Source organism: Roseovarius sp. THAF27 (genome assembly GCF_009363655.1).
Classification (GTDB): Bacteria; Pseudomonadota; Alphaproteobacteria; order Rhodobacterales; family Rhodobacteraceae; genus Roseovarius.
Genome location: NZ_CP045393.1, coordinates 3,051,370 through 3,074,265 on the forward strand (window position 1 = coordinate 3,051,370; position 22,896 = coordinate 3,074,265).

A 22,896-nucleotide genomic window follows, 5' to 3' on the forward strand; every position below is an offset into this window, starting at 1 on the left:
ACGGGCTGCCAAGCGTTACACCGATTTCTTGGCGTCGATGGGCAGTCGGCTCGGTCCGTTACAAGCGTGGCCCCAACCCACAAGGTCGGGGCCACGGAATTTTAAGAGGTTCAGTCGCCGATTTTGGCCTCTTCTTCGGGCCGGTTCGCTTCCATGCGCTTCCTCATGCGGCGCCCGAGGAATATCGGCAGGACGAAACCGGTGATGGCGATGATCCAGAGGATGATGGCCAGCGGGCTCCCGAAGAAAATGCTCCAATCACCGTCGGAGATCGTCATCGCGCGGCGCATATTCACCTCCATCTCGTTTCCAAGAAGGATGCCAAGGATGATCGGCACCATCGGCACATCGAGCTTGCGCAGCACCCAACCGACGATACCGAAGCCCACCATGAGCATGACGTCGAATGTCGAGTTCGTGATCGAGTAGATGCCAACGAATGAGATCATTGCGACCACCGGCATCAGAATGCGCGTCGGCACCATCAACACACGGGTGAATAATCCTACCATCGGAATGTTCAATGCAAGCAGCATGAAGTTTCCGATGAAGAGCGCTGCGATCAGACCCCACACTACATCAGGATTCTGCTGAAACAGCAGAGGTCCCGGAGTGATGTTGAGCTGAAGCAGCACTGCGAGTAGCACCGCAGTGGTTCCGGAGCCGGGAACTCCGAGCGCCAGCATTGGCACGAGCGCTCCACCTGATGCTGCGTTGTTACCCGCTTCAGGTGCAGCCACACCGCGCGGGTCACCCTTTCCGAAGGTCTCGTTCTTGTTGTCGACCGTGGATCGCTCGACCGAGTAGGCGAGAAACGAGCCAAGCGAAGCTCCGGCCCCTGGCAGGACCCCAGAGATGAAACCGATGATCGTACCACGACCCATTGTCGGGATGCAGCGTTTCAGCATCGAAAGGTCAGGCAACAGCTTGCCAATCTTCATGGCTCCGCTCTTACCAACCGCGCCGCCGCGGTGATGTTCGAGGAAAATAAAAACTTCCGACAAGGCGAAGAGCCCAACGATGGCGATCAGGAAGTCGATTCCGTCATAGAGGTGGATCTCGCCGAACGTGAACCGCTGAGATCCGGTCTGGCTGTCGGCGCCGATCATCGCGATGCCGAGGCCGAGGGCGGCGGCGAAAGCCGACTTTGCCTGGTTCGTCGACGAAATGCCCCCCAGCGTTGCGAAAGCCAACGTGAAGAGCACGAAGTATTCTGCCGGTCCGAACAGCAAAGCAATCTTGACAAGCTGCGGCGCCAACAGAACCAGCCCCCAAGTCGCAAAGAACGCGCCAACAAACGAAGCTACCCCGGACAAGGTCAGTGCTTCGCCCGCCTGGCCTTTTTGCGCCATCGGGTAACCGTCAAGACACGTCATCATAGCCGGTTCGTCGCCAGGAATGTTGAGCAGGATCGAGGAGATCCTCCCGCCATACATCGCTCCGTAATATACCGATGTGAGAAGGATCAGCGCAGGCGTCGGTCCGAGCCCCATCGAGAAGGCGATGGGGATCAAGATCGCGACGCCGTTCGCGGGTCCGAGACCGGGAAGCGCGCCCATCAGCGTGCCAAGGAAGCAGCCGATCAGTGCGAGAAGCAGGTTCTGCCAGGTCAACGCGATAGCGAAGCCGTCGGCCAGATTGGATAGAGTTTCCATTGTAACCCCCTCAGAGCCCCAAGAGACCGCTGGCCAGCGACAGGCCGAGGATCAGTTTGAAAACGATGTAGATTCCTACGGACGTGAGCACGCCTACAACGAGCGACCAAAGCGGATGGGTTCCGAGTCGCCAGGTGAGGTATGCCGTGGCGAATATGGTCGAAATGAGAAAGCCGAGTTCGGGCAAGGCCCAGCCGTAGAGCAGCATCACCGCGCCAGCGAATACAATCTCGGCAAAGCCGTGCAGACTTGGCCAATCTGGTTCGCTGTCCGGCTTAATGACGAACACGAAAGAACAGATTAAGATGACGGCGCCGACAATGTACGGAAAAGCGCGCGGACCCACGACATCAGTCATGAAGCTGTCTGGAATGATAGACGCAGCCCAGATGTAGAATGCGCCAAGCGCCAACCCGAAAACGCCGAAGAGACGGTCGCTCATGGTTTCCTCCCAAATGACAAGAGAATCGACCGCCCCAGCTGACTGGGGCGGCCCAGGTGACCTACGTCACTGAATGATGCCGATTTCCTCAGACAACGTCCGAACTTCCTCGATCTTCTGGGCAGCAAACGCGTCCATATCGGCGCCGAAGTTGTTGAACCGTTCGATCGAAGCTTCCTTCAAGTCGGCCTGGAAGCCTTCGTCCTCGACCATTGTCTGCAGCGCATTCGACCAAAATTCCTTCGCCTCATCGGACGCACCGGCCGGCATGTAGAAACCGCGCCAGTTGGCGCCCACGACGTCGTAACCTTCTTCCCTGGCGGTGGGAACGTCCGGGAAGGCTTCAAGACGCTCAGGCGCCAAGATGGCGAGAAGACGAATGTCACCGGATTCAATGAAACCCAGCATCTCTGACAGATCGCCCGAAAGCGCCTGCACCGAACCAGAGAGAAGACCCGTCACTGCTTCTCCGCCACCCGAAAAGGAAACATACTTCATCTGGGTAACGTCTTCCATGCCAGCTTCCTGCGCGACAAGCATCGGCTTGATATGGTCGTAGCTGCCCACCGACGAGCCGCCAGCGATGGCGATGGACCTTGGCTCCTCTTTGATCATCTCCATGAGCTGAGTGAGCGACTCGATTTCCGAATCCTCAGCCACTGCAATGGCACCGTACTCCGCTCCAAAGGTCGCAAGCCAGTGGACGTCTTCCTTGGTTGCGCCTTCAAAGACGCCCTGGGCAATCCGCGCGCTCGTCGACATGGAGGCCGCAACGATCAGATTGTCGTCGTCATTCCGCTCCTTGACGGTATGAGCGAACGCAACGCCACCGCCACCGCCGGTCATGTTGGTGACTTGCATCGAGTCTTCGATCAGCCCGAGATCGAAGAGATACTTCGCAGTTGTCCTGCAGATGAAGTCCCAGCCACCACCGGGGTTGGCCGGAGCGATACACTCCGGACTCTCTGGCTGAAAATCCTGGGCAAACGCGAACGGTGTTGTCGCGACGATTGCGAGAGCGGTCACCGCGGCGACGCGCATCGGCTTGATGAACATTGAGCTTCCTCCCTTGAATGCTTAGAGCGTGCAGAATCACGTCCTGATCGCACATTGCATCTTTTAGCGCAAAAGTGCAATGTGCATAGTAATGAGGGCATGTCGTCTTTGGTGGTTGAAAAAACTCTTCAACCTACACGCAAACGTGACCAAAGACGGTGAGTTAGGCACGAGGAACAATCGCCCTTGAGATTTTCAGTGGGTTCAACCGAAGGATTTAATTGCAATGAGTGCATCGATCGGCAGCATCAAAGAGTTTTGCCCCAGGGGAAATTTGAGGGCGGCTCTGAACTTCGGAAACAGGGTTTTAGTTGGGCGGAGCGAAGCCGGCCAACCTTGCGGGATCACCGTGGATCTCGCTCGCTCGCTGGCAGCCGAATTGGGCGTCGACTTGACCTTCGTCGAGATGGAGCGCGCCGTGGATGTGTCCTCCACCGCTGCGGACGGGCTTTGGGATGTCTGCTTTCTTGCCGTCGACCCGAAAAGATCAGAAACGATAGATTTTTCTGATCCATACGTTCAGATTGAAGGCTGCTATCTGGCCGGACCTCACTGCGTGGCCGAATCCTCGGACGAGTTGGTTGCCTCGCGAGTTCCGGTTGGTTCCGTGACCGGCAGCGCATATAGCCTTACCCTCGCCCGCCAGGCTGGAGCCGACTGCGTACAATACTACGAGGACATTCACGCGATGCTCGCCGCCCTTGATCGAAATGAAGTTTCGGCAGTGGCTGGCATTGGGTCGGTCATGGCGGACGAAGCGGCAAAGCGACCGGGCAGCCGTGTATTATCCCCCCCATTCATGACCATTCGGCAAGGGATGGGCGTACCCGTCGGTCGCCCACAAGCTTCCGAACTGTTGCGAGGCTTCGTCAGGTCCGCGGCTCGCTCCGGACGTGTCGGGGACATCCTGGTGAAACACGGCGTTTCGAGGGATAGTGCAGTGATCACATAAGGAGGAACCGCTTGGGTATGCAAAATTGCTCCGGCGCGACGCGGTTGGGAAAGGCTCGGAGCGGACACTACGCTTCGGGCTTCATGTGCGTTTGTTTACACCATGGAAAGCAAAGGGCTGGCCCCTGCCCCTTGATGGCTTCTGCCACTAAAAAAATGTCGCATTTCTAATTTCGTTTTGTTGCCTATAGCTATATGCCCGCTTTCAAGATCGAAACCGCCCAGGCTCATGGATCACAGTGATCACGTACGCTCCCGGTCCTACGCAAGTCCAGAGTCCGGTCCGCGGTCCACGAGGTCGCCGAGAAAAATTTTCTCGCGAGTGCGCCGAGTCCGCGGCAAAGATTCGATGTATTCAAGTAGTTCGGACAGTGTATCGGCTTGTACATGAACATCCCCCAATGCGAGTGTTTGCGTGGAAAAGTCCGGGCCAAGATTCAACTTTCAGTCCGTTGTGATCATGAACTTACGTTGGCATGGCGGTGCGGATCCCGGCAAGCAGTTGGTCAGACTGTCTCATTCGCTTCCTACCCAGGCATTAATGCAGGGTCAGCATTCCACTCGGGCGCCGCTTTCCCTCTGTCCGCACGCTTTTCGCCCAACATCAGCATTGCCGGTGTCACGACAAGTGTCAGGATGGTAGCGAACATCAGCCCTCCGGCGATCGTGGAACTCAACTCGATCCACATCTGGCCGGAAGGTGCGCCGTAGACAATCTCGCGCCGGAAGAAATCTACGCTAACGCCGATGACCATCGGTGCCAATCCAAGCGCCGTCGTTCCGGAGGTAAGGATCACGGGACGCAACCTTTGCGCCCCTGTGCGCATGGCGGCCTCCAGCGGGGACATCCCTGATTTCTTCAGCTCGTTATACGTATCAATGAGGACGATGTTGTTGTTCACCACGATCCCTGCCAGGGCAATGACCCCGATGCCCCCCATGACAACGCCGAATGGACGCCCGGTCAATATCAACCCGATCAGAACACCGGCGATGGAAAAGACAATGGCGGCCATGATCGTGAACGCCTGATAAAAGCTGTTGAACTGGACCAGGAGCACGACCAGCATCAGGCCGATAGACGCAACGAAAGCACTGCCAAGAAAAACCATTGCATCCGCTTGGTCCTCCGCTTCGCCAGTAAAGGACCACGAGACGTTGTCCGGCAAATCCATACCCGCGATGGCTGTGCGAAGGGCTACAATCTGGTCGTTGACCAAAAGTCCCGGCGACACATCTGCAGAAAGGTTCGTAACGCGCCGCTGATCAATTCGCTTAATCGTCCCGCTCCGAGGGGCCGGAGCGAAGCTGACAAAGTTCGTTATCGGGATCAAACCGGCATTTGTTGGCACGCGAAGATTCTCTAACTCGGCCAAGGACCTTTCACCAGCCGGGAAACGAACTCGGATATCAACCGCTTCCTCGGCTGAATCAGGACGATAATCCGCGATTGTGATGCCTTGCGTCAGAAGCTGAACGGCCTGTCCCAGGAGCGCCACATCCGCACCGAAACGGGCGGCCTCGGACCGGTTCAACCGAATTTCCCACTCGACCCCGGGCAACGGGCTCGTGTCCGTGATATCTGTAAAGCCGCCTATCCGCTCCATGGCGCTCCGAACAGATTGAATTGTGGCTATGCGCGCCTCGCTGCTTGTGGAAATAACCTCCAGGTTGATCGGCTTGCCTTGTGATGGCCCTCCGGCTTGCACCTGAACCTGGACGTCGATACCGGGTACCGACTGCATTTCCGATCGGATTTCCTCTACGATTTCAGCTGCAGGACGCCGAGTATCCCATTCGGTGAGCTCAAGTTGCACCGTCCCGATTACTTCTTCGTCCGACTGCCGGTCCGCTCCCGTTCTGGCATACACGCTGGCCAGTTCACCATATTGCAACAACCGCTCTTCGACCTGTTCAACGAGATCATCCTTCTCGTAAATCGAGAAATTGTCACGAGCGCGCACCTCGACTTGAACAAAATCGGGTTCGGATTCCGGGAAAAAGGAGATGCCGGTGCCAAATTGGGCGTAGGCCGCAAATGAAGCTACCAGCGCCAGCACAGCGAAAATGACCGTCATGCCTGGTCGAAGGATAGCCCATTGAAGTACGCGCACGTACAGGCCGGCGGCGCCTTTCATCTGCCTTGGGTCGTCGTATTCAGCAGCCGCGATCTGCATTTGTTGTGCGGCGCTCTGCGGTTGCCGTTTGCCAATGATGCCACCCAGCACAGGGATGAACACGAGTGCCATGAACAAAGATGCCGAGAGTGTGAAAATAACCGTGATCGGCAAGAAGATCATGAATTGCCCGACAGTCGAATCCCAGAACAACAGGGGAAAGAAAACGCTGAGCGTGGTGGCGGTTGAGGCGATGATCGGCCACGCCATACGTTTTGCCGCACGGGCGTAGGCCTCTTTCGCCGTCTTGCCTTCATTCAGGAGACGATCGGCCAACTCGACCGTAACAATGGCACCGTCGACCAGCATCCCCACCACGAGGATGAGGCTGAAGAGAACCACCATGTTCATCGTGTATCCCATGAAATAAAGTCCCGACACGCCCGCGAGGAAGGCGCCCGGAATCGCAAGCCCCACAAGAATCGAAGATCGGATGCCCAGGGCCCAGACGATGACGATCATGACCAGAAGAACGGCGGCGATAACATTGGACTCGAGATCAGCCAGCATGGTCTCAACCTGCTTGCTCTCATCCTGCATGTAGTTGATCTGAACGCTGTCGGGCCATTCCGCCTGCGCGGCCGCGACGGATTTTTTGACCTGCTCGACGGTTTCGATGATGTTTGCGCCGCTTCTTTTGGTGACTTCGAGCGCCAAGGCGGGCTGACCATTTATCCTGGCGAAACTCGACGGATCCTCGAACGTATTGCGCACGGAGGCGACGTCGGAAAATGTCACGACGGTATCGCCCGAGACCTTCACAGGCATTTCCATGATGTCACTGACATCCTCGACCAGGCCAGGTACTTTCAGGACCATCCGTCCCGCACCGTTTTCAATGGCGCCGGCAGCAATTAGCAGGTTGTTCCTGTTGATCTGATTTGTCAGTTCATCGAATGAGAGATTGTAGGTCTCGAATACCGTGGGATCGATCAACACCTCAAGCATCTCGACCCGCTCGCCGGCAACATCGACCTCGAGCACTCCACCGAGGCCCTCAAGCCTGTCTTTCAGGCCATTGGCAAGAGAGTTCAGCGTCCTCTCAGGCACAGGGCCTGACAGGATCGCCGTCAGGATCGGAAACAGGGCCGTGTTGACCTCGTCCACCGTCGGATCGGTTGCGTCCTCCGGCAACTCGTCCGATGCCCGATCCACGGCCTCGCGGACCTTGTCGAGCGCCGTGTCCGGGTCGAATCCCGGCTCAAACTCCAGTTGCACGCTGGCATGCCCTTCAGATGCGGTGCCCGTCATGCTATCGAGGCCGATCAGCGCGGCAAGCTCCGTTTCCAGCGGCTTTACCAGAAGCCGCTCTGCATCTTCCGGAGAGATGCCTTCAAGAGATGTCGAAACGTAGACTGTCGGTATCTGAACCTCGGGAAAACTCTCCTTGGGGATCGTTGAATAGTTGATTGCTCCCAAGGCGAGCAGCCCAAGCAAGAGCAAGACGACAACACGTGTCCGGCTGAAAGCTGCATCAATGAGCCTGTCCATCAATCGATCTCCGTTTGGCGCGCCTCAGGCGCGTCCACTTCAGCGGACGCGACGGTATCTTCATCCAACCTTGGATCCACAACCTCGCCTTCCGAAACAAAGCCTTGGCCGATGGTGATAATCCGGGCCTCTTCAGGCAAACCGCTTATCCAGATTCCGTCACGTTGCGCACGCTCGACGACGACCTCACTGAACTTGACCTTATCGGAGCCATCCACCGTCTTGATACCGAGTCGTCCATCTTCGGATAGAGACAAGATGGCCGGCGATACGAAGTGAGCGGTTACCTGATCGGTCGGAATGCGCACCTGAACCGACAGGCCTGACGCGATTTTCCCTTCAGGATTGGCTACAACGATCTCAGCCCGAAAGGTTCGAGTGTCGGTGGCCGCGTCTCGGCTGATATACTCGATCCGACCCTCACGCTTCTCCCCCGTGATGAAAGTCACGACGGCCTCTTGTCCTTCCCGAACCTGAGCAAGTGCCTGCTGCGGCACCTGGATGATGATCCGTAGCGGATCGGTGTCGAGAACCACGCCAACCTCTTCACCCGCCGAAGTAAACGACCCGATCTCGAGATCCAGATTGTCGAGCCGGCCATGGAAAGGTGCTCGGATTACAGCCGAATCCAAGGCTTCTTCTGCTTGGGTCAGTTGTGCTTCCGCGGCGGCAAGATCCGCCCGCGCATCGCGCAGGCTGTTGGCAGTTGCGACACCCCGCTCTACCAGGGCCTCGGTGCTCTGGAACGACTCGCGCGTTCTGGTGAGCGCCTCCTGCGCTTCAAGCAAGCGCGCCTCCAACTCACGCGTGCTGAGTCGTGCGACTTCGTCCCCTGGCTGCACCACATCACCTTTTGAAGCAGACAGGCTGACCACTTCGCCCCCGATCTCGGGGCGAAGTGTGGCACGCCTGTCCGGCTGGGCCTGCCCCTCGGCTGAAAATGTCTTCGTTACCGGCTCGGCCACGCTATCGCGCACCTTGACCGCGACGGCCTCAATCGCATCAGAACTTTCCGCCTCGCCGACGTCTTCTGACGGGAAGATAAATCCGCTACCCAGCCAACCGACCAACGCCAGCGCCAAACTACCAGCCACCCACCTGGATCGCGAAGCCCCGGGCTCATCCTTGAACTCCAACCTGGTGGGTTTCAACTCGTTACTCCCTGAACTCATCGAGTATCCTCCAGGTTCTCTTTCGCCACGGTGCTACTCCGGGCAAGCCCCACCATCTCTGCGCTCTCACTCCAGAGTCTTTCCTGTGCCGCCACATCCTGCGCAAGCTCGGAAGGTGCCGGGAAAGTGGGTACGCCTTTGACCAGCGATACGTAGACGCTGTTTTCAGGCAGTGAGATTGATCCAAGCGCGACTCTTGCAAGCATTCGTCCAGAATGCTCGGCAGTGTTCATGTTGAACTCTGGCCGGAACAGGCCGATCAGCGGAAAAATCGTATACATCAAAGACCTTACTGCGACCTTCTGGAGAACGCCGGCGTCGTTCCCACCTGCGCCGCCCGTCAAACCCGGATTGAACGCGATAATGTCGATATTCCGCGATTTGACTTCCGGCCTGCGCGAGAGCGTCAAGGCCGTCATCAAGTTACAGAGCTTCGACGCACAGTAACCCTTGGTCCCGACGCCAGAGCCATCAGGCGTTGGATGCGCCCATTCCTGGATTTCCAATCCCTTTGGGGCCATCGACTTGAATGGCGGGTTGTGCATGTTGCTCGAGGTTATGACCAAACGCCCACGATCTGCCATGAGCGGCAAAAGAAGCCGGGCAAGCAAGTAGTGCGCCAGATGATTAACCGCGAAAGTCCGGCCATAGCCATCTTCACTGAATTGATCGGCACTGGACCCATGAACACCTGCGTTGAGAAGGCAGATGTCAATTCGCCTTTCCCTGATGCGCTTCTTTACCTCTTGCGCAAAAGCCCGAACGCTGGCGAGCGATTCCAGGTCAAGAGGCAATATTTCCGCACCAGCCGGCACGCTTCGGTCTTTTCCACGCGCACCGACCAGGACCGTCGTATCCGGGTCATCTACCAATAGCCGCAATGTGTGTGTCCCGAAGCCACTGGTGGCACCGGTCATGACTACGATCTTTTTCGGTTGCTCCAGATGATTGAACAACATCTTCATTCCTTTCCAAAACTGGCAAGCAGCATTCCGACGTGCTGACGAAGGACTTGGTGGGCATCCGGTGCGGTGATCCCGGGAAAGACAGTGCCCCACAACGAGAGCATCATCGCCGGCGCCATGATCAGGAGAGGGTCGTATTCCGCGGCCTCTGACCGCAATTCGCCCCGATCGATCCCTCGTCTGAGTATGCACCGGACAGTCTCGATACCCCGCTTCATGACCGTGTTCTCGTATCTGGAAACAAGATCAGGGAAACGATGTCCCTCTGACAAAAGCACCTTGAGAAAGATGAAGGCACCTCCCTCCACCATCTCACCACGTATCTTGTCGAAGAAACCCAGGAGGAGTTCCTCGGTCGTGCCATCAAAAGAGGCGACCACCTGCTCGGCGCTTTGCATGTTCGCGACCAGCCGCTCCTCGACTGCGGCCTCGAAGAGCGCTTCCTTGGATGGGAAGTAGAGGTAGATCGTACCCTTGGCGATGCCGGCGCCCGCCGCCACATCTTCCAGTCGCGTGGCTGAAAACCCTCTTTCCTTCCAAAGGTCCATGGCCGCCTGGATGATTTCCGTCGGCCGTGCGTCCTTGCGACGCTGCCGTCGCTTTCTGTTTTTTTGACTTTGATCTTGCATGTTGCCTCCATCAGGCGCACTTAATGACTCACGGGTCATTAAACAAGAGACGACCAAATGAAAACCGAAAACGAAGAAGTTCAAACCACCCCAAAACGAGTGCTCCGGCGTCTGCGTGCATTCCGTCTGCCGCGTCCGCCTTTCATTGTTGCCGTTCTCACCGGCGCCGTGATCGGAATGTATTTCCAACCCTTGCCCCTGAAGCTTTTCTTCGAGGCAACCGGCCTTGAACCAGGCGCAGGCAGCAGTGCGCCTTTCGCCGTCCCGGTCTCCCGATCGGAGGCAGCCGTTGCGGAGTTGAACTAACCTCACATGGTTTGCGATGTGGCCCCTGCCCTGGAGTATCTCCGAATATGGCAGGGGCCGTCTCCGCGAGTGGAGCCCGTATTGACCCGAGGTGATTTGAAGCACGTCATCGCCCCCCGGATCGATCATGAGAGTGCAAACGGCCAACAGGTCGCGAATTCAAGAGCCACAGGCGGTAGCCCTCGAACGCGAGGAGTGGCCCAAAGAACAAAACCGTAGGGGCAATCCCGCCCCATTCTTCGAAGGATGCCCAATGCAACGCCGTAAAGCCTGCTGCCACATAGACGCTACGCTGAAGCGTTTTCCAAACCGCCCCGAGCCGCCGGACGACGTAATCCGACGAGGTTACGGCCAGTGGCAGCAATATGGCGAACGACACCCAGCCGGACCAGATTTCCAAACGATCAAGCTCGGAGACAACATCCGTGAAGGCGCGGCGATCAAGAAGATATGTCAGAGCGTGCAGAGCGCCATAACCGAAGGAGGCCACCCCAAGGTACCTGCGGTTCTTCAGCATCCATCTTGGCCCTCGCCAACCACGCAGTATGAGTGCCAGGGGGCTGGCAAGGAGCGCCGCGATCAACAGCCATGCCGACAGTTCTCCCGTGACATGAATGACCTCCGCCCCCTCCACAATCCGACCATTCGCAAGGATCAACTGGACAAGGAATGCCCCGGCCGGGAAGGCGAGGATAAGCCACAAGGTATAGGGTGATTGGAAAAAACGCCGCATGTTCAGGCCAAATGTGAGAACGAGGATGGTCCTCCGAACTTACTCCACCAAGCCTCAACTTCCGTAAAGGCATGGTAAAGATGAGTAAAATTCGGAGAACCGGGCGCGACGCCCCCTACTGCAACCCTTCGAGCGCCAAAGCCCTCCAGCGGGCTCTGACTGATCGCCTAAAAGGTGTAAGACAGTCCAAGCACCGCTCCAATCGCGACATCGTCAGAGATGATGGGACTCGACGAGACCTCGTCCGGCAGGAATTCTGCACGGATATCGGCGATGAGCCGCGTGCTGGCACTCAATGGATAGACCGCGCCGATGGACAGATGGGGAATGACCACGTCACCCGGATCATAGCCCGGACGACCAGCTACTGCCTCGGACGCGCGAACACCATACATGTAGGTGGACAACTGCGAGCTCTGCCAGGTTGCCCCTGCTTCCATGTTGAAGATGATTTTCCCCTTGGGGATCGAGCGACGCAACGCAAGCTCAATCTCGCTGCCATCATGCTCGTCCGTGGCCTCCGTAACAGCTCTTGCGAACACCTCGGTCCCCGGTGCGAACTCGTAGCTCGCCTGGAACCCGACGTCGACCGTGACCTCGCGGTCGATCCCCTGAAGGTAAGGCCCGTCAGGATCCACGAGAGCAAAGATCCGTGGCGTTGCAATCGCCCCCAACTCAAAGCCGGAGTTCCTGTAAAGATTGACACGCAAGCCATCCGGCAGCCCGATCGAGAATGCCTCGCTGTCATAGCGAAGCAGTGGCAACGGCAACGCGAAATCATCCTCACCCCTGTAAATGCTGTTGCCGCCGACGACGGCGGCGCCAATGCTGAATCCGCTCTGTCCCTCCTGGGCCTGCGCGGCTTCCATCCCGAATGCCAGGATGGCAATAACCGTCAGGGTTACGCCCTGATAGTTGGATCCGATCTTTCCCGGTTCATTGCGCATCGTAATTCCTTTTCTCTTTGCGACGTCGAACTCATTTCGAGAACGCTACCGGGTGCTGGGTTAAGTGCGGTCAAGCCAGTGTAAAGTTGGGTAAATTCAGATTCATAAGTCGTCAGATGCGATATTGAACGCTCGGACGAAATAGGAGTGGCCCCTTGGATAAGGTGCTTTTGGCAGACGATGATCTCGAGTTGACGGGGTTGCTTCACGAATACCTGACGGAGGAAGGGTATGACGTGAAGACCACCGCAGATGGCCGTGACGCCATCGCGGCGGCCGTGGGCAACATGGTCGACCTAATCGTGCTCGACATAATGATGCCGCGGATGAATGGGCTCGACGTACTGAGAAAAATCCGGATGCAGAGTCAGATTCCGATCTTGATGCTGACTGCACGCGGAGACGATGTCGACCGCATCACGGGTCTGAATCTTGGGGCAGATGACTATGTCCCGAAGCCTTGCTCGCCGGGTGAGCTTTCTGCCAGGGTGAGGGCTATTTTGCGTCGAGTGCGCCATGACCCGGGTAATAAGTCGTCGGGAGTAATCCGAGCTGGGCGGCTGGTGTTGCATTCAAAAAATCGGACCGCGGAATGGGATGACAAACCCTTACATCTGACTGGTACCGAATTCAGCCTTTTGGAGGTGCTGGCTCGCAACGCAGGCCAACTTGTATCGAAACAGGAGATATCGAAGCGCGCATTCGGGCAACCCCTGACCCCCTTCGACCGGCGTATCGACGTGCATATCAGCAGTGTTCGACAAAAGCTTGGGCCTCTCGACAACGGTCAATCCGCAATCCTGGCCGTACGCGGCCAGGGGTATCAACTTTTGGTAGATTAAAATGCGCGGTATGTTCCTTAAAGCACTGACGATCATTATCGTTACTGTCGTCGGCTCAGTTATCGCGATGGCACTTATTTTGCATGCCTATCAGACGTCGCCGGCGACCTCCAAATTGGAACTGCAGAAGCGAGAAATCGCGCTTGATCTCGCTGCGACCATTCTTTCAAAGAATGGCGCCGAGGCAGCGAACCAGTTTGTCGCAGCCAGTGAAGATGTTCGACCTCTCGGACTGTTTATTGGCCCAGCACCGACCCCGAAAATCTGTGATGCCCCGGACACGACCTGGACCCGCACCGTGCTTTTCCAGGAAATCTGCTACCGGGTCGTCGTTGATCCTCCTGAATGGTTGGTGCCATATCACCTCGCACCGATGATGCTCGGCCTCGCGATACTCGTTTCCAGCATAGCTGCGGCCGCGCTGCTTGCTCGGAACCTTGTTGGTCCTATTGCCCTGCTTCGGGATGGCCTCAGCGCCCTGGCGCAGGGTAGGTTCAACGTCCGCATCGCCAAAAAACTGGCGCACAGGAAAGACGAGATGGCCTTGCTTGCCAGCAACTTCGATTGCACGGCGGAAAGGCTTCACGAACATCGAAACGCGCAACGAAGACTTTTTCACGACATTTCGCATGAGTTACGCTCCCCGCTTTCTCGATTGCAGGCGGCCACGGGAATTCTGCGCAAGAACCCGGCGAAGCTGAATGATATGCTGGAGCGGATCGACCGCGAAGTGGGACGCCTTGATACCTTAATCGGCGAAGTACTTACACTTGCGAGGTTGTCAGACCGATCGGAGATACCGATGGTCACGCAAAGATTGGATGTCATCGAGATACTGAATGAAATCCTCTCGGATGCAGCTTTCGAAGCTCAGGCTCGCGAGGTTTCGGTCACGACAGAGGTTGATGGGGCATTCCTTGCCGATGTGGACGGTGAGTTGATTTACAGGGCCTTGGAGAACGTGATCAGGAATGCCACAAAATACTCCGCAGATGCATCCGAGGTTCAGATAAGCAGCCTCCCCGGCGCCGAGAGTCTTACAATCGAAGTTACGGACCAGGGGCCCGGCGTACGCAAAGAAGATCTGGACCGGATTTTTCGCCCTTTCTCACGTGGCACTGCTGTCGCGGCGCGCGGCGGCTATGGTCTCGGACTCGCGATCGCCCGAAAAGCCGTCGAACAACATGGCGGTCAAATCTGGGCAGAAACAGTGCCGCACGGCGGGCTAAAAGTCACACTGAACATTCCCCGCACACCGCTTAAGACGAAGAAAGGAAAGGCTCGTGCCTGAAGAAGACGTGTCCAAAAGAAGGTTATGTATTGAATTGCTTTCGCTCTTCATTCTGGCACCGGTCATACTCGCGGTGTTTCTGCCTTCATCCGCCATGCTACCAGTGTTGCTATGCGTAACCGTCCTTGGCATGTTCCTTCTTCATCGCACACCAGGGTTTCACTGGCGCGACCTCACCCAAGGCTGGGGAAAAATAGACTGGCGCGTGGTGGCTGGCTTTGCCGTCGCCACGACACTGGCGTGCGTCTTGGTTCAAACGCTGTTTCTACCGGATCGTTGGTTTGCACTCTACCAAATGAATGGATGGGCCTGGCTGCTCGTGATGGCGCTCTACCCCATCGTATCGGCCCTGCCCCAGGAAGTCGTTTTCCGGCCGTTGTTCTTTCGGCGCTATGCGCCGATACTTCCGGCATCCGATACCGCGCTGATCGCCAACGCCGCGGTCTTTTCCATGGCGCATTTGCTGTATTGGAACGTAGTCGTAATGGTTATGACCTTTATCGGCGGACTGGTTTTCGCATGGGCTTACAAGGTTCGAAACTCGTTTCCGATGGCTGTCGTCTTACACGCTGTCGCAGGTAATATTCTGTTCACGCTCGGAACAGGCTTCTTGTTTTACACCGGATCAATCGAAAGGCCATTCTGAACGAAGCAACGGCTTGCAACACTAAATTTTCGCATAGTATCAAACACCAAGAGTGTCCGAAAACATGCAGGATGACCCCTCCCTCCCACTTGCAGATTGCGGCAAGGCGACCCCAAAGCACCCGACTGCCTCGAGGTCACGCCCAACCGATCTGTATCACCGTCTCAAGTTATGGCGCGTCCCTCTCCTGATGGTTTTTCTGTTTACGGGTGCGGTTGTGGGGATGTATTTTCAACCGCCACTTCTGCGCACATTCTTTGGCATGACCGGCCTCGAGCCTGGCGCAGGCACAGGAAAACCAATTGCAGTACCCCCATTGCCCCCGGATGCCGCGCCGGCGCCGCCACCGCCCTCGGTTACCGCACTGGGGCGGCTAATACCTGAAGGCGACGTGGTCCGATTGGCGGCGCCGTACGGCGCAGGCGATGCGCGCATTTCGCGCTTACTCGTGCGTGTGGGCGATAAGATTCTCGAAGGCCAGCCCATCGCGGAGCTCGACAGTCTCCAGCATTACCGGACGGCTGTCGCCGCCGCGACGGCCAACGTTGCTGCCAAGGAAGCTGCCCTTGATCAGGCGCGCTCTGCGGTCTCGGCCGCACTGGCGGAGGCAAAAGCGGACCGTGACAGGGCGGCATCGGCAGCCAATCTTGCGAGGAACGAAGCAAACCGTATAGGCGACCTGTTCTCGCGAGGTGTGGCGACCCAAGCGACACTCGATCGGGCAGAAGCCGCAGCCGTGCAAGCCGCGCGCGAACTGGATCGTGCCGAGGCTCATCTGGCGCGCCAAGAAGGTGGTGAATCCCAGCCGGACGTGGCACTTGCCGCGCGGCAGCTTGATGTGGCTCGGGCTGAACTGGCTTCTGCCGAAGGTGATCTCTCGCGCGGACAGGTTTTTGCTCCGCAGGCGGGCCGGATTCTGGCCCTTCATGTCGGCGTGGGAGAACGCCCCGGAACGGACGGCATCGCCTCTCTTGGAACGACCGAGCGGATGGAGGCGGAACTCGAGGTCTATCAGACCGATATCGAGCGTGTGGCGCCCGAACAAGACGTCACTCTTTCCAGCGCCGCCCTGGCGGAACCACTTACGGGCAAGGTTACAAAGATTGGCCTTGAGGTTGAGCGTCAATCGATATTGTCAGCAAATCCGGCCGCAAACACGGATGCTCGCATAATCCGAGTGACAGTCGCGCTGGACCCGGACTCCTCCGCGCGTGCGTCCGGGCTCACGGGCCTGGAGGTCACCGGACGCATCGAGACAGGACGCTCTCAGTGACACGGCTGCTTGCCCTTCTCCTTGGGCGATTGCCGATCGGCTGGCTACAGCTGACCCACAATCGTGGGCGCATGACAGCCGCCCTGGCAGGCGTGGCGTTTGCCAATGTTCTTGTCTTGGTTCAGCTCGGGATTCTTGGGGCATTGAATGGAACGGTAGCCGTCGGGTATGCGCCCTTCCGATCCGACATCTTCATTTCGTCCTCCGATGCAAACACTCTTACAGACGGGTCGGCCTTGTCCCGACGTGTCATGTATCAGGCCCTGGCAGATCGAGACATATCCGCTGCGGCGCCGCTCTACCTCGGCAACGTCGACTGGACACGGCACGACGGCTCCATCGCTACGATGATCGTCTACGGCCTGCCAGTAGAAGCACAGCGCTTCGCAGGTGACCTGGTCAGGAACGATCTGCCAACACTCTCCGTGCCTGATACAGTTCTCATCGATCGTTCGACGCGGGGCGCGGATACGGAGGCTTTGGCTCTCGTTTCGCCGGCCACCCCTTTAAGGTTCGAAGTCAATGGACGCACCATGAGCGCTACCGAAAGCTTTGAACTTGGAGGCAGTTTCACTGCGGATGGATCGCTCATTGTATCCGATCAAACTTTCCTGAGGATGTTTCCATCCCGCATCGCCGGAACGCCGTCACACATCCTTGTCGACGTCATACCGGGGGCCGATATCGCCCAGGTTGTCGAAAACTTGAGAGAGAGGCTGGCGGCTGAACCCATTCATGTTCGATCCATCGTGACCGCGATGGCCGAGGATCTGAATTACCAAACGACGCAGCGGCCGACCGGCGTGATTTTCGGATTCAGCGTCGCCATGGCCGTCGTGATTGGCCTGGTGATCGTATACCAGGTGTTGTCGACCGACGTGGCCGACCACCTGGCGGAATACGCGACCTTCAAGGCCATGGGCTTCCCGCATAGTTTCTTTCTCGGGATCGTGCTCGAGGAATCGGTAATTCTTGGTGCGCTCGGCTTCCTGCCCGGGCTGGCTACTGCCACAGGCCTTTACCAAGTCGTGACCTCTTTGACGGGGCTGCCGATAACAATGACCGGCACACGCGCGCTGATGGTCTTTGTCGGAACGATCGTCGCATGCGCGGCTTCGGGCGCACTTGCGGCCCGAAGGTTGCAAACAGCGGATCCCGCGGAGTTATTTTGATGGCACCGATCCAAGCCTCAAGCCTCAACCATTGGTTCGGTGAAGGAGAAGCCAGGAAGCAGGCTATATACGACGTGTCAATTAAGGTCGAGGCAGGCAGTCTTACCGTACTCATGGGTCCCTCCGGTTCGGGCAAGACAACGCTTCTGACGCTGCTGGGGTGCCTGCGCGAGATACAACACGGCTCCGTCCTGCTTCTCGGTACGGAACTCCACGGGGCCGGCATAGCGACCCTTGAGGCTATGCGACGGCGGCTCGGCTTTATCTTTCAAGCACACAATCTTCACGAAAGCCTGACCGCGAGACAAAACGTGATTGCCGCCTTGCAGGTCCACGGGCGCGGAGATCCAATCCGCCAGAATGCCGCCGTCGAACATCTATTGAAGCTGGTCGGCCTTGGCGACAGGATCGATTATCTTCCCGGCAACCTCTCAGGTGGGCAAAAGCAGCGCGTGGCGATTGCACGTGCCCTTGTGTCGAATCCGGAATTGGTTTTCGCAGACGAGCCCACTGCCGCCCTGGACCATGACACAGCTATTCCAATCGTCCGGATGCTGAAAGATATGGGAAAAGAACGCGGGACGACCACGGTCATGGTGACCCACGACAATCGCATTCTGAACCTGGCGGACCGAATAATCACTCTGGAGGACGGCAGGATCGTCGATGACCGGGTACAGGGTCGGTGAAGTGAAGTGAATTTCGGGAACTCCGGCACGTAAGCCCCCCTTGCGAAATGTGTACAATGCGCCCTCCCCGGGGCGCGCACCCGCTACAACAGGGTGTTGAATTGGTTCCGAAGCAGAGGCCGCAGGAAGGCCAGGTCGGGTCGGCTCCGATCTATCATTCATCTCTTCCAGCGGGAGTCAGGTCGTAAGCGACTTCGTCACTATGGTCGCAACCGACCAGTGTCCAGGTGGCCTGACATATTGAACCCAAGCGGCAATCGCAGTGGAGCATGCGCTTATCGTGAGCGCGAGACGACCTTTCTCCTGGACGCGAATTTCGTCAAAGCCCCTTCAGACGGCGCTGACCACGTCGTTTACGCCCGGGGCATACTTTTCAACATGTGCACCGCGTGACAATACGGTATACTTTGACGGTATCACAAAGGAACGTGGTTGTATGGTCGCACCGAAATGTACGGTTTCTGTGATGCTCGATGTTGAGACTCTCAAGGGCGCGAAGGAATTTGAGGTCAATGTCTCTGCCGTCGCCGAGGCCGCGCTCGTCGAGGCCGTAGTGGAAGCCCGTCGCAAAAAGTGGCTTGAAGAGAATGCAGTCGTATTTGCGGCACAATCGGATTGGCACGAGCATCATGGACACCCTCTCGCGGCCGTCATTTTAGCGCCCTTCAAATCTTCATAGACTTTCTGACCCGTTTCTTTGTCGCGGAGCAAATTGTGTTCTCATGGCCGCTATCGAACGCGCCCTTCTGCCGTTCCATAGTTCCATACTGACTGTTCTTCTCGTGAATCCGCGGATTTTTTGTGCGGCTTCACACAGCAATTCACACCGTATAATGAAACAAATTTATTACATAACGTAGGTTAAGTAATGCCTATATTACAAAATTCTTGTTTCTTCTCATGTTCCACATATATCTCTCAAGAGCTTCGAATAGTCGACTTGAAAAACAGATGCCGCAAAAAATCCATAGCAAGTCCCCTTATGCCCGCGAGGCGGCAGAGCTGCTTGGCCGCATGATCCGCACCGCGCGCCTCGAGCGCAACATGACCGCCGGAGAACTGGCGGAGCGCGCCGGCGTGTCCCGCCCACTGCTCAATCGAGCCGAAAAGGGAGACATGGGAGTGGCCCTTGGAACGATGTTCGAACTTGCCAGCATCCTGGGAATACCACTCTTCGAGCCGGACCCCGAAAAGCTGACCATGCGCCTCGACGCGGAGCGGCGAGCGGGCGCATTGCTGCGCAAGCGCGCTTACGTGACAAGCCAGAAGCACGTCGACGATGACTTCTGATTTACTCGCGCCGGCCCGGACGGCCTTCGTATGGACCTGGTTGCCAGACTCGACAGAGCCAGTGGTCGCCGGCAGGATCGACCTCGTCGACGGCATCTACCAATTCACCTATGGGCGCAGCTATCTCGAACGGCGAGACGCGATCCCGCTCTTCCTGCCAGACCTACCCCTCCAACGAGGCATCCAGGCCCCGAAAGCGCCCCATGTGATCGCACCGGTTCTCCGCGATGGCGCTCCGGATTTCTGGGGGCGGCGGGTCATCATGAACCGGCTGACCGGCGCAAGAGGCGAAGCGGTCAATGTCGATGCGCTCGACGAACTCAATTACATGCTGCAATCCGGCTCAGACCGCATCGGTGCGCTGGACTACCAGGAGTCCGCGACCGAATACGTCCCTCGCTTGACCGGTGAAGCCACTCTTGAGCAGCTCGTGAGTGCGGCCGACCTTGTCGATAAGGGCGACCCACTGCCATTGGAACTGGACGAGGCCATTCGACACGGAACGTCGATCGGCGGCGCACGCCCAAAGGCTCAGATCGAGGACCAGGACCGGAAAATGATCGCAAAGTTCAGTGCATCCGGTGACCAGCACAACGTGATCAAGGGCGAATACCTCGCCATGCGGCTCGGCCTCGAGGCCGGTCTCGATGTGGCCCAGGTCGATCTCACGGAAGTTGCAGGACGCGACATTCTCCTCGTTACGCGTTTCGACCGCCATGCGATCCCGGAAGGGTGGACACGCCGCGCCATGGTTTCCGGATTGACCCTTCTGGGTCTGCCCGAACACGAGGCTCGCTATGCAAGCTACCAAGACCTTGCTACCCGGTTTCGCCACAACGGCAAATCACCTGACAGGGATCTCCGGGAGCTCTTCTCGCGCATGTGCTTCAACATTCTCATCGGAAATACCGATGACCATGCACGCAACCATGCTGCATTCTGGGACGGACGCCAGCTACAACTGACGCCAGCCTACGACCTCGACCCCCGTCCACGCCGCTCGCACGAAGCCAACCAGGCCATGGCGATTGCCGGGGCTGCCCGTCAGAGCTTGCTCGCGCTGGCAATTGATGCGGCCCCGGCTTTTCACGTCCGCCAAGTCGAAGCCGAAGAGATCATCCTGCGACAGGTTGAGGTCATTCGAGATATCTACCCGACCCTCGCACGCGAGATCGATCTCAGTGCGACTGATGACAGGATCCTTCGCCAGGGCGCTCTTCTTCAGCCCTACGCGTTCGAAGGACTCACAGGACGTCTGGCTGGGATGGAACCTTCACTTCAGTAAGATCTTGAGGGTGAGCCGACCACCGGCATTTCAGGTGCCGCGATATCATCGCGAAGATTTTTTAGGTAATGTTGAAGGACCCCGTCCACCGACATGAGCGACAGTGGCTGGGGTTCCGCCGGGATGTTAAAGTGCTTGCTTGCGAGGTAGCGCTCTAATGCTTCCTGAGCATCTGCCTTGCCATCTGTGCCGCGAGCTCCGGTTGCGAGCTGTTTTCCCCTGTCGAGAATGATCCATCGACCATCATCTGGTCGCATCCAAACCCGGGCCGCTCATCGCCAGCGATGGGCCAAACCCGGGACGAGCCTCCGTAAAGATCCTCGTGCAGAGTACCAAACAACCGATCAATTGCCTTAGCAGAGACCGGGCGACCTGCAGTCATCAGAACACGACCGAGATTCGGTATTACTCCGCCTCCTGTAGTTTTCCATATGTCTGCTGGGTTCATCCATCGATTGTCCCAAAAAGATTTCATCTGAAAGAACTTCGTACTGCATTTTTGTCCCAGCCGGCAATGCATCCACTTGTCGCTTAGTGATGTGAAACCCGCAAGCGCACAAAAAGAGGATGCACGAATGGAATTAAAGGCAACGGTGTTTTTGGGGCCGGAAGACATATACTTGACTGATGTCTATCGAGACGACAACGCGGTCTTGGAACTGACGACCGAGATCACGTCGGGTCACGTCGCAGTTTATCGTGGTGAAGAAACCTGTCGTATGAGCATAGTTGACCCGCTTGATACGGTAGAAGTTCTTACCAGGCTTGATCATTTACTTGACCGAATGATCTTCGACGATATGAAGACGCTTCTGTTCGCGAGGTTTGTCTTGCGGCAGTCCGCTCGGCAAGCTCGTTCGGTGGCAGCGCGTCCATCAAGCTTCGTGCTTCGAAAGTTGTCAGACGAATTGCGGCCTGAGACTATCGGTGAATGGCCAACGGAGGGCCACGATAGACCTTTACCGACCGCTGTATCCGCGTGTCCGCCACCGAGCAGCTTAGCCCTCGAGTCCATGCCGAAGCTTTAGAGCAATGCCGCGGAATTGTAAGAGATGATACTCGGCAAAAGTGCAGAAGCCCCTTGGCAATAGCTCCAGTATTCACCGCATGCCCGTTGGTCTAACCGCACCATTTCTACCAAAGAGCCAATTTCGTCGTGAAGCCTCTTTGGATCCATAAGCGTTCCAAAATTTATCGAAAAGGAACCACTTCCCACCAAAGGAGGTGCCAGCCGTGTTCCAAAAACTCCCCATTATTATTCCCAGGAAGCAAGGGTTACTGACACGTCAGGAACTCGCACAATACCTACAAGTTGGCTACGGCGCGGTTCCTAACATCGCGCGGCGTTTCAAACTTGGCGAAGTCGACGCCCATTATCCAGAGCGACTTGTTTGGCGCAATTTGCTGGGTTGGCTTCCGAGAACGACGCAAGGCGAGCAACTCCTCAGGACACAGCTGCAGGACATCAACTGGGTTTCGCAAACGCTGGGCCCTGCCCCGTCTACCATTCGCAACGACATCCAAAATGGAAGTTGGGGCTTCGCTCTGGGCGTTCAGCTTGGTGACACTTCCGCTGCCCGACCGCCTCGAACACGGCGTTGGTGGCCCGCGGAGATCCTTGCCGAACAAGACGGCACACAGGTGGAGGTATTTCACCACGTGCGGCCTTACCGCATCAACGAGCGATCCCAGTCAATTTTGAACCAGTTTCCGTCGATTAACGAGGCTCATGAAAAACATCCCGAGGACAAAGGCGAGTTGGCATGGCTGTTCACTGATAACGCGGGACCACCTGAAAACGGGCCTCGATAACGAACACTCATACTTTTTCGGCACAGGTAAACGAGCGGATTTCCGTTAGGCAAACGCCCATAACGCTTAATT

Annotated in this window: 23 protein-coding genes; 12 read left to right on the plus strand and 11 right to left on the minus strand. The window is 57.2% G+C overall.

The window, feature by feature from the left end:
• Positions 1 to 110 precede the first annotated feature (110 nt).
• The 3 genes from FIU89_RS15225 to FIU89_RS15235 form a co-directional block, all read right to left on the minus strand.
• Positions 111 to 1,655: a tripartite tricarboxylate transporter permease gene (locus tag FIU89_RS15225; RefSeq protein ID WP_152493381.1), complete on the minus strand. Its 1,545-nt coding sequence runs from the start codon at positions 1,653 to 1,655 to the stop codon at positions 111 to 113.
• A 10-nt stretch (positions 1,656 to 1,665) separates the two neighbouring features.
• Complete coding sequence (locus FIU89_RS15230; protein ID WP_152493382.1) at positions 1,666 to 2,097, minus strand: tripartite tricarboxylate transporter TctB family protein; 432 nt, start codon at positions 2,095 to 2,097, stop codon at positions 1,666 to 1,668.
• A gap of 66 nt (positions 2,098 to 2,163) precedes the next feature.
• Entirely contained in the window at positions 2,164 to 3,153 is a 990-nt protein-coding gene (locus tag FIU89_RS15235; protein WP_152493383.1) for a tripartite tricarboxylate transporter substrate binding protein, read from the minus strand.
• Between the two features lie 226 nt (positions 3,154 to 3,379).
• On the opposite strand from FIU89_RS15235, the gene FIU89_RS15240 reads away from it, so the two are divergent.
• Entirely contained in the window at positions 3,380 to 4,105 is a 726-nt protein-coding gene (locus tag FIU89_RS15240; RefSeq protein ID WP_152493384.1) for a transporter substrate-binding domain-containing protein, read from the plus strand.
• A gap of 260 nt (positions 4,106 to 4,365) precedes the next feature.
• Here FIU89_RS15240 and FIU89_RS22950 read toward each other — a convergent pair whose 3' ends face one another.
• The 5 genes from FIU89_RS22950 to FIU89_RS22330 all read right to left on the minus strand — a co-directional run bounded on the left by FIU89_RS22950 (position 4,366) and on the right by FIU89_RS22330 (position 10,538).
• Positions 4,366 to 4,545, minus strand: coding sequence for a metallophosphoesterase (locus FIU89_RS22950; protein WP_152493385.1), 180 nt, complete (start codon positions 4,543 to 4,545; stop codon positions 4,366 to 4,368).
• An 86-nt stretch (positions 4,546 to 4,631) separates the two neighbouring features.
• Positions 4,632 to 7,772 (minus strand): efflux RND transporter permease subunit, encoded by a 3,141-nt coding sequence (locus FIU89_RS15250; RefSeq protein WP_152493386.1) that lies wholly within the window; start codon positions 7,770 to 7,772, stop codon positions 4,632 to 4,634.
• On the minus strand, positions 7,772 to 8,923 hold the full coding sequence (locus FIU89_RS15255; RefSeq protein WP_172978132.1) for an efflux RND transporter periplasmic adaptor subunit: 1,152 nt from the start codon (positions 8,921 to 8,923) through the stop codon (positions 7,772 to 7,774). The genes FIU89_RS15250 and FIU89_RS15255 overlap by 1 nt, the downstream gene beginning before the upstream one ends.
• A gap of 17 nt (positions 8,924 to 8,940) precedes the next feature.
• A complete protein-coding gene (locus tag FIU89_RS15260) occupies positions 8,941 to 9,909 on the minus strand; it encodes an SDR family NAD(P)-dependent oxidoreductase (RefSeq protein ID WP_216647029.1) in 969 nt (322 codons plus the stop codon).
• Positions 9,906 to 10,538 carry a TetR/AcrR family transcriptional regulator gene (locus tag FIU89_RS22330; RefSeq protein ID WP_172978133.1) on the minus strand — a complete coding sequence of 211 codons (633 nt, stop codon included), beginning with the start codon at positions 10,536 to 10,538 and terminating at the stop codon, positions 9,906 to 9,908. The genes FIU89_RS15260 and FIU89_RS22330 overlap by 4 nt, the downstream gene beginning before the upstream one ends.
• Positions 10,539 to 10,595: 57 nt before the next feature.
• On the opposite strand from FIU89_RS22330, the gene FIU89_RS22335 reads away from it, so the two are divergent.
• Positions 10,596 to 10,844 (plus strand): hypothetical protein, encoded by a 249-nt coding sequence (locus FIU89_RS22335; protein ID WP_172978134.1) that lies wholly within the window; start codon positions 10,596 to 10,598, stop codon positions 10,842 to 10,844.
• A 106-nt stretch (positions 10,845 to 10,950) separates the two neighbouring features.
• Here FIU89_RS22335 and FIU89_RS15270 read toward each other — a convergent pair whose 3' ends face one another.
• Together FIU89_RS15270 and FIU89_RS15275 are read right to left on the minus strand one after the other, a co-directional pair.
• The gene (locus tag FIU89_RS15270; RefSeq protein WP_216647030.1) at positions 10,951 to 11,547 is read right to left on the minus strand and encodes a ferric reductase-like transmembrane domain-containing protein; all 597 of its coding nucleotides are present in this window, start codon (positions 11,545 to 11,547) and stop codon (positions 10,951 to 10,953) included.
• A 197-nt stretch (positions 11,548 to 11,744) separates the two neighbouring features.
• Entirely contained in the window at positions 11,745 to 12,524 is a 780-nt protein-coding gene (locus tag FIU89_RS15275; protein WP_152493390.1) for a MipA/OmpV family protein, read from the minus strand.
• 164 nt (positions 12,525 to 12,688) lie between these two features.
• Here FIU89_RS15275 and FIU89_RS15280 point away from each other — a divergent pair, with 164 nt between their 5' ends.
• The 9 genes from FIU89_RS15280 to FIU89_RS15320 all read left to right on the plus strand — a co-directional run bounded on the left by FIU89_RS15280 (position 12,689) and on the right by FIU89_RS15320 (position 21,012).
• The gene (locus tag FIU89_RS15280) at positions 12,689 to 13,366 is read left to right on the plus strand and encodes a response regulator transcription factor (RefSeq protein WP_254701883.1); all 678 of its coding nucleotides are present in this window, start codon (positions 12,689 to 12,691) and stop codon (positions 13,364 to 13,366) included.
• A 1-nt stretch (position 13,367) separates the two neighbouring features.
• Positions 13,368 to 14,657, plus strand: coding sequence for an ATP-binding protein (locus FIU89_RS15285; protein WP_152493392.1), 1,290 nt, complete (start codon positions 13,368 to 13,370; stop codon positions 14,655 to 14,657).
• Entirely contained in the window at positions 14,650 to 15,303 is a 654-nt protein-coding gene (locus FIU89_RS15290; protein WP_152493393.1) for a CPBP family intramembrane glutamic endopeptidase, read from the plus strand. Before FIU89_RS15285 ends, FIU89_RS15290 begins: the two co-directional genes overlap by 8 nt.
• Before the next feature lie 190 nt (positions 15,304 to 15,493).
• Positions 15,494 to 16,576 carry an HlyD family efflux transporter periplasmic adaptor subunit gene (locus tag FIU89_RS15295; RefSeq protein WP_172978135.1) on the plus strand — a complete coding sequence of 361 codons (1,083 nt, stop codon included), beginning with the start codon at positions 15,494 to 15,496 and terminating at the stop codon, positions 16,574 to 16,576.
• Positions 16,573 to 17,748 carry an FtsX-like permease family protein gene (locus tag FIU89_RS15300; RefSeq protein WP_152493395.1) on the plus strand — a complete coding sequence of 392 codons (1,176 nt, stop codon included), beginning with the start codon at positions 16,573 to 16,575 and terminating at the stop codon, positions 17,746 to 17,748. The genes FIU89_RS15295 and FIU89_RS15300 overlap by 4 nt, the downstream gene beginning before the upstream one ends.
• Complete coding sequence (locus FIU89_RS15305; RefSeq protein ID WP_152493396.1) at positions 17,748 to 18,437, plus strand: ATP-binding cassette domain-containing protein; 690 nt, start codon at positions 17,748 to 17,750, stop codon at positions 18,435 to 18,437. The genes FIU89_RS15300 and FIU89_RS15305 overlap by 1 nt, the downstream gene beginning before the upstream one ends.
• A gap of 466 nt (positions 18,438 to 18,903) precedes the next feature.
• A complete protein-coding gene (locus tag FIU89_RS15310; protein ID WP_254701700.1) occupies positions 18,904 to 19,116 on the plus strand; it encodes a type II toxin-antitoxin system CcdA family antitoxin in 213 nt (70 codons plus the stop codon).
• 272 nt (positions 19,117 to 19,388) lie between these two features.
• Positions 19,389 to 19,727 (plus strand): helix-turn-helix transcriptional regulator, encoded by a 339-nt coding sequence (locus tag FIU89_RS15315; protein WP_152493398.1) that lies wholly within the window; start codon positions 19,389 to 19,391, stop codon positions 19,725 to 19,727.
• Positions 19,717 to 21,012 carry a type II toxin-antitoxin system HipA family toxin gene (locus FIU89_RS15320; RefSeq protein ID WP_152493399.1) on the plus strand — a complete coding sequence of 432 codons (1,296 nt, stop codon included), beginning with the start codon at positions 19,717 to 19,719 and terminating at the stop codon, positions 21,010 to 21,012. The genes FIU89_RS15315 and FIU89_RS15320 overlap by 11 nt, the downstream gene beginning before the upstream one ends.
• Here FIU89_RS15320 and FIU89_RS22340 read toward each other — a convergent pair.
• Positions 21,006 to 21,269: a hypothetical protein gene (locus FIU89_RS22340; RefSeq protein WP_172978136.1), complete on the minus strand. Its 264-nt coding sequence runs from the start codon at positions 21,267 to 21,269 to the stop codon at positions 21,006 to 21,008. The two genes, FIU89_RS15320 and FIU89_RS22340, sit on opposite strands and share 7 nt — an antisense overlap.
• Positions 21,270 to 22,245: 976 nt before the next feature.
• On the opposite strand from FIU89_RS22340, the gene FIU89_RS15325 reads away from it, so the two are divergent.
• Positions 22,246 to 22,824: a hypothetical protein gene (locus FIU89_RS15325; protein WP_152493400.1), complete on the plus strand. Its 579-nt coding sequence runs from the start codon at positions 22,246 to 22,248 to the stop codon at positions 22,822 to 22,824.
• The last annotated feature ends 72 nt before the right edge of the window (positions 22,825 to 22,896 follow it).